Genomic DNA, 5327 nt, shown 5'->3' on the forward strand with positions numbered 1-5327 from the left:
GGTTTCCACCGGGCCCGGCCCTGTGCTCACGTCTTGCGGCCCAGGTGGAGAACCATGACCGTGACGGTGCCGTCTTTGATCTCGTACATGACGCGGTACCGCCCGACGCGCAAACGGCGCAGATTCCGTGACCCGTACTCTGCGGTTCCCGGTGGTCGGGGATCAGAGGCCAGGAGGTCGGTTGCGGCGAACACCTGGCGCAGCCCGTCAGGGTCGTCGACGAGGAACTTGGCCGCGACGTCGAGGGCCGGTTCGTCCCACAGAACGGTGTAGATCAAGGACGGTTCAACCCCAGACGCGCACGGGCCTCGTCCTGCGGGACACCCACGACTTCGCCCCTGGCTTCCCGATCCCGGTAACGGAGCAGCGCGAGCTCATCCTCCGTGTCCTCCAGCCGTGCCTCCAGCTCCGCCAGCTCCGTTGGGTTTATGAACACGGCCGCAGGCTGACCGTGATCGGTGATCGTGATGCGCTCGCGGGCATGCGAGGTCCGACGAACGAGGGAGCCGAACTTTGCGCGGGCCTCGGTGATGGGGTACTCGGCGCTCATGGCTTGAAGCGTGACACTCATGTACAGCACTGTAAAGATCCGTACAGTTCCGAGTCGATCGCTCAAACGGGTGAGCCCGCCCCGAGCGACGTACCCTGGGTACCCCCCGGCCCGTGAGACGTGTCGGGCCCTTCGCGTTGCCCACCAAAGCCCAAGCCAAGCCGGGATGGAAACCCTTCATGAGCCTGCACGGTCTGCTGGACGTCGTCGTCAAGGACCCAGCCCTCGCGGAAGCGATCACGGCGGCAACCGACGGCAACCGCACACACATCGACCTCGTGGGCCCTCCGGCGTCCCGCGCCTTCGCGGTGGCCGCCCTGGCCCGGGACGCGGGCAGGCCCGTACTCGCCGTGACCGCGACCGGCCGCGAGGCCGAGGACCTCGCGGCGGCCCTGCGGTCACTGCTGCCGCCGGACGGCGTCGTGGAGTACCCGGCGTGGGAGACGCTCCCGCACGAGCGGCTGAGCCCGCGCAGCGACACCGTGGGGCGCCGGCTCGCCGTACTGCGGCGACTGGCCCACCCGCGCCCCGACGACCCCGAGACCGGCCCGGTCTCCGTGGTCGTGGCGCCCGTACGGTCCGTGCTCCAGCCGCAGGTCAAGGGGCTCGGCGACCTGGAGCCGGTCGCCCTGCGCACGGGGCAGACCGCCGACCTGAACGAGGTCGTGGACGCGCTCGGAGCAGCCGCGTACTCACGGGTCGAGCTCGTCGAGAAGCGCGGCGAGTTCGCCGTACGCGGCGGCATCCTCGACGTGTTCCCGCCCACCGAGGAACATCCGCTCCGTATCGAGTTCTGGGGCGACGACGTCGAGGAGATCCGGTACTTCAAGGTCGCCGACCAGCGCTCCCTGGAAGTCGCCGAACACGGTCTGTGGGCCCCGCCCTGCCGCGAACTGCTGCTGACGGACGACGTACGCACACGCGCGCGTACCCTCGCCGAACAGCACCCGGAGCTGGGCGAGCTGCTGGGGAAGATCGCCGAGGGCATCGCCGTCGAGGGCATGGAGTCCCTCGCCCCCGTGCTCGTGGACGACATGGAGCTGCTGCTGGACGTCCTGCCCAAGGGCGCCATGGCCGTCGTGTGCGATCCGGAGCGGGTACGGACGCGGGCCGCCGACCTGGTGGCCACGAGCCAGGAGTTCCTGCAGGCGTCCTGGGCCGCGACCGCGGGTGGCGGCGAGGCGCCCATCGACGTCGGCGCGGCCTCGCTCTGGTCCATCGCCGACGTCCGGGACCGGGCCCGTGAGCTGGACATGATGTGGTGGTCGGTGTCGCCGTTCGCGGCGGGTGAGTCCATCGAGGACACGGACGCGGACACGCTCACGCTCGGCATGCACGCCCCCGAGACCTACCGCGGCGACACTGCGAAGGCGCTCGCCGACACCAAGGGCTGGCTCGCCGACGGCTGGCGCACGGTCTTCGTGACCGAGGCGCACGGCCCGGCCGCCCGTACGGTCGAGGTGCTGGGCGGCGAGGGCATCGCGGCCCGTCTCGCCGCGGACCTCACGGAGATCGCCCCGTCCGTCGTCCACGTGGCCTGCGGCTCGATCGACTACGGCTTCGTGGACCCGCGGCTCAAGCTGGCCGTGCTGACCGAGACCGACCTCTCCGGCCAGAAGGCGGCCGGCAAGGACGGCGCCCGTATGCCGGCCCGCCGCCGCAAGACCATCGACCCGCTGACCCTGGAGGCCGGCGACTACATCGTGCACGAGCAGCACGGCGTGGGCCGGTACATCGAGATGGTCCAGCGGACCGTGCAGGGCGCGACCCGCGAGTACCTGGTCGTGGAGTACGCCCCCGCCAAGCGCGGCCAGCCCGGCGACCGGCTCTACATCCCCACCGACCAGCTGGAGCAGATCACCAAGTACGTCGGCGGGGAGGCGCCCACGCTGCACCGGCTGGGCGGTGCCGACTGGACGAAGACGAAGGCGCGGGCCAAGAAGGCGGTCAAGGAGATCGCGGCCGACCTGATCAGGCTGTACAGCGCGCGCATGGCGGCCCCCGGGCACGCCTTCGGGCCCGACACGCCGTGGCAGCGCGAGCTGGAGGACGCCTTCCCGTACGCCGAGACGCCCGACCAGCTGACGACGATCGCCGAGGTCAAGGAGGACATGGAGAAGACGGTCCCCATGGACCGGCTGATCTGCGGCGACGTCGGCTACGGCAAGACCGAGATCGCGGTGCGGGCGGCTTTCAAGGCGGTGCAGGACGGCAAGCAGGTCGCGGTGCTCGTCCCGACGACGCTGCTGGTGCAGCAGCACTTCGGGACGTTCGGCGAGCGGTACTCGCAGTTCCCCGTGAACGTACGGGCGCTGTCCCGCTTCCAGACGGACACGGAGGCCAAGGCGGTCCTGGAGGGGCTGCGGGAGGGCTCGGTGGACATCGTCATCGGTACCCACCGGCTGTTCTCGGCCGAGACGAAGTTCAAGGACCTGGGGCTGGTCATCGTCGACGAGGAGCAGCGCTTCGGTGTCGAGCACAAGGAGCAGCTGAAGAAGCTGCGCGCGAACGTCGACGTGCTCACCATGTCCGCCACACCGATCCCCCGGACGCTGGAGATGGCGGTGACCGGCATCCGGGAGATGTCGACGATCACGACGCCTCCGGAGGAGCGCCATCCTGTCCTGACGTTCGTCGGCCCGTACGAGGAGAAGCAGATCGGCGCGGCCGTGCGCAGGGAACTGCTGCGCGAGGGCCAGGTGTTCTACATCCACAACCGGGTCGAGTCGATCGACCGTGCGGCGGCGAGGCTGCGGGAGATCATCCCGGAGGCGCGCATCGCGACGGCCCACGGCCAGATGTCGGAGCAGGCGCTGGAGCAGGTGGTCGTCGACTTCTGGGAGAAGAAGTTCGACGTGCTCGTCTCCACGACCATCGTCGAGTCGGGCATCGACATCTCGAACGCGAACACGCTGATCGTGGAGCGCGGCGACAACTTCGGCCTGTCTCAGCTCCACCAGCTGCGCGGACGCGTCGGACGAGGCCGTGAGCGCGGGTACGCGTACTTCCTCTACCCGCCGGAGAAGCCGCTGACGGAGACGGCTCACGAGCGCCTCGCGACCATCGCCCAGCATACGGAGATGGGCGCGGGCATGTACGTGGCGATGAAGGACCTGGAGATCCGGGGAGCCGGAAACCTCCTGGGTGGCGAGCAGTCCGGGCACATCGCGGGCGTCGGCTTCGACCTGTACGTGCGGATGGTCGGCGAGGCGGTGGCGGACTACCGCGCCTCCCTCGAGGGCGGGGTCGAGGAGGAGCCGCCGCTGGAGGTCAAGATCGAGCTCCCGGTCGACGCCCATGTCCCGCACGACTACGCGCCCGGCGAACGGCTCCGCCTCCAGGCGTACCGGGCGATCGCCTCGGTGAACACCGAGGAGGACATCGCCGCCGTACGCGAGGAACTCGTCGACCGCTACGGCAAGTTGCCCGAACCCGTCGAGAACCTGCTGCTCGTGGCGGGCCTGCGGATGCTCGCACGTGCGTGCGGGGTGGGCGAGATCGTCCTCCAGGGCAACAACATCCGCTTCGCGCCGGTGGAGTTGAGGGAGTCCCAGGAGCTGCGGGTCAAGCGCCTGTACCCGGGCACGGTCATCAAGCCCGCCGTCCACCAGGTCCTGGTCCCGCGCCCGAAGACGGCGAAGGTGGGCGGGAAGCCGCTGGTCGGACGGGAACTGCTGGGGTGGACCGGGGAGTTCCTGGCGTCGATTCTGGGGTCCTGACACCCGATCCCGGTGTCCTGGCGCCGACTGTCGCGGTTCGGCGTTGAGGCCGCGCCGAGGAGAAGCGGCCCCGTTCGCCCCGGCTGCCTGTGCGTTCCGCCACCGTGAGTTTGAGGAGTGGCTCGTGCGGCACCCGCGACGATGCCGCGTCCCTGGCTCCGGGGCGCGGCGCTACGGTGATGGCCACGTACAGGGCAGGCCGGCGGAGCAGACCGGCAGAGCAGCCGGGCAGAGCAGCCTGCGGAGCCAACCGGCGGAGCAGCCGGGCAGAGCAGACCGGCAGGACACAGAACAGGGTGAAGGAGGTCTCGGTGGTACGTCCGAGGGGTGGGAGCGCGGTCGTCGCGTTGGCGATGGCCGCACTGGTCGCCGTCAGCGGCTGCAAGAACGAGTTGGAGGGCTCCTCCGCCCCCGAGACCACGCCGGCCGGCACCGGTGCCGCGCTCGCCGCCGTCGACTCGCTGACCGTCAAGGGGCGCGCGCCGAAGACCGGGTACGAGCGGGACAACTTCGGCAGCGCCTGGGCGGACACCGACTCCAACCGCTGCGACACCCGCGACGACATCCTCAAACGCGACCTCAAGGACGTGAAGTTCGAGGACGGGGACTGCCAGGTGGCCTCCGGGGAGCTGAACCCGGACCCGTACACCGGTGGGAAGGTGGCCTTCGTACGCGGCCGCAGCAAGGTGGACGTCGACCACCTGGTCGCCCTCTCGGACGCCTGGCAGAAGGGCGCCCAGAAGTGGGACGCGAGCAAGCGCATAGCCCTCGCCAACGACCCGCTCAACCTCCTCGCCGTCGACTCCGGCACCAACCGCAGCAAGGGCGACGGCGACACGGCCACCTGGCTGCCGCCCAACAAGGGCTACCGCTGCACCTACGTGGCCGGCCAGGTCGCCGTGAAGAAGAAGTACGGCCTGTGGGTCACCGAGGCGGAGAAGGCCGCGATGAAGCGAGTGCTCTCCGGCTGCCCCGACCAGGAACTCCCCTCCGGCGGCAACCCGACCAGGGCACCGGCACGGTTCCAGGCGGACTGAGGGCTCCGGGGGCCTTGGGGG

At 70.2% G+C, this 5327-nt stretch carries 4 protein-coding genes; 2 read left to right on the forward strand and 2 right to left on the reverse strand.

Going from position 1 to position 5327, the window contains the following annotated elements:
- Positions 1-26 precede the first annotated feature (26 nt).
- Together FNH04_RS40640 and FNH04_RS40645 are read right to left on the reverse strand one after the other, a co-directional pair.
- The gene (locus FNH04_RS40640; protein ID WP_152791209.1) at positions 27-278 is read right to left on the reverse strand and encodes a type II toxin-antitoxin system RelE family toxin; all 252 of its coding nucleotides are present in this window, start codon (positions 276-278) and stop codon (positions 27-29) included.
- Positions 275-550, reverse strand: coding sequence for a type II toxin-antitoxin system Phd/YefM family antitoxin (locus FNH04_RS40645; RefSeq protein WP_152791211.1), 276 nt, complete (start codon positions 548-550; stop codon positions 275-277). Before FNH04_RS40645 ends, FNH04_RS40640 begins: the two co-directional genes overlap by 4 nt.
- Positions 551-729: 179 nt before the next feature.
- Between FNH04_RS40645 and mfd the strand changes: the two genes are divergently transcribed.
- Both mfd and FNH04_RS40655 read left to right on the forward strand, forming a co-directional pair.
- Complete coding sequence (gene mfd, locus FNH04_RS40650; RefSeq protein ID WP_152791210.1) at positions 730-4269, forward strand: transcription-repair coupling factor; 3540 nt, start codon at positions 730-732, stop codon at positions 4267-4269.
- 311 nt (positions 4270-4580) lie between these two features.
- Positions 4581-5306 (forward strand): HNH endonuclease family protein, encoded by a 726-nt coding sequence (locus FNH04_RS40655; RefSeq protein WP_322725305.1) that lies wholly within the window; start codon positions 4581-4583, stop codon positions 5304-5306.
- The last annotated feature ends 21 nt before the right edge of the window (positions 5307-5327 follow it).

Origin of the sequence: Streptomyces phyllanthi, assembly GCF_009377205.1 — a bacterium.
GTDB lineage: Bacteria > Actinomycetota > Actinomycetes > Streptomycetales > Streptomycetaceae > Streptomyces > Streptomyces phyllanthi.

What these genes read in the sequence shown, in the direction of transcription:
- FNH04_RS40645 (WP_152791211.1), bottom strand. Translation starts at nt 550, where the DNA reads ATGAGCGCCGAGTACCCCATCACCGAGGCCCGCGCAAAGTTCGGCTCC.
- mfd (WP_152791210.1), top strand. Translation starts at nt 730, where the DNA reads ATGAGCCTGCACGGTCTGCTGGACGTCGTCGTCAAGGACCCAGCCCTC.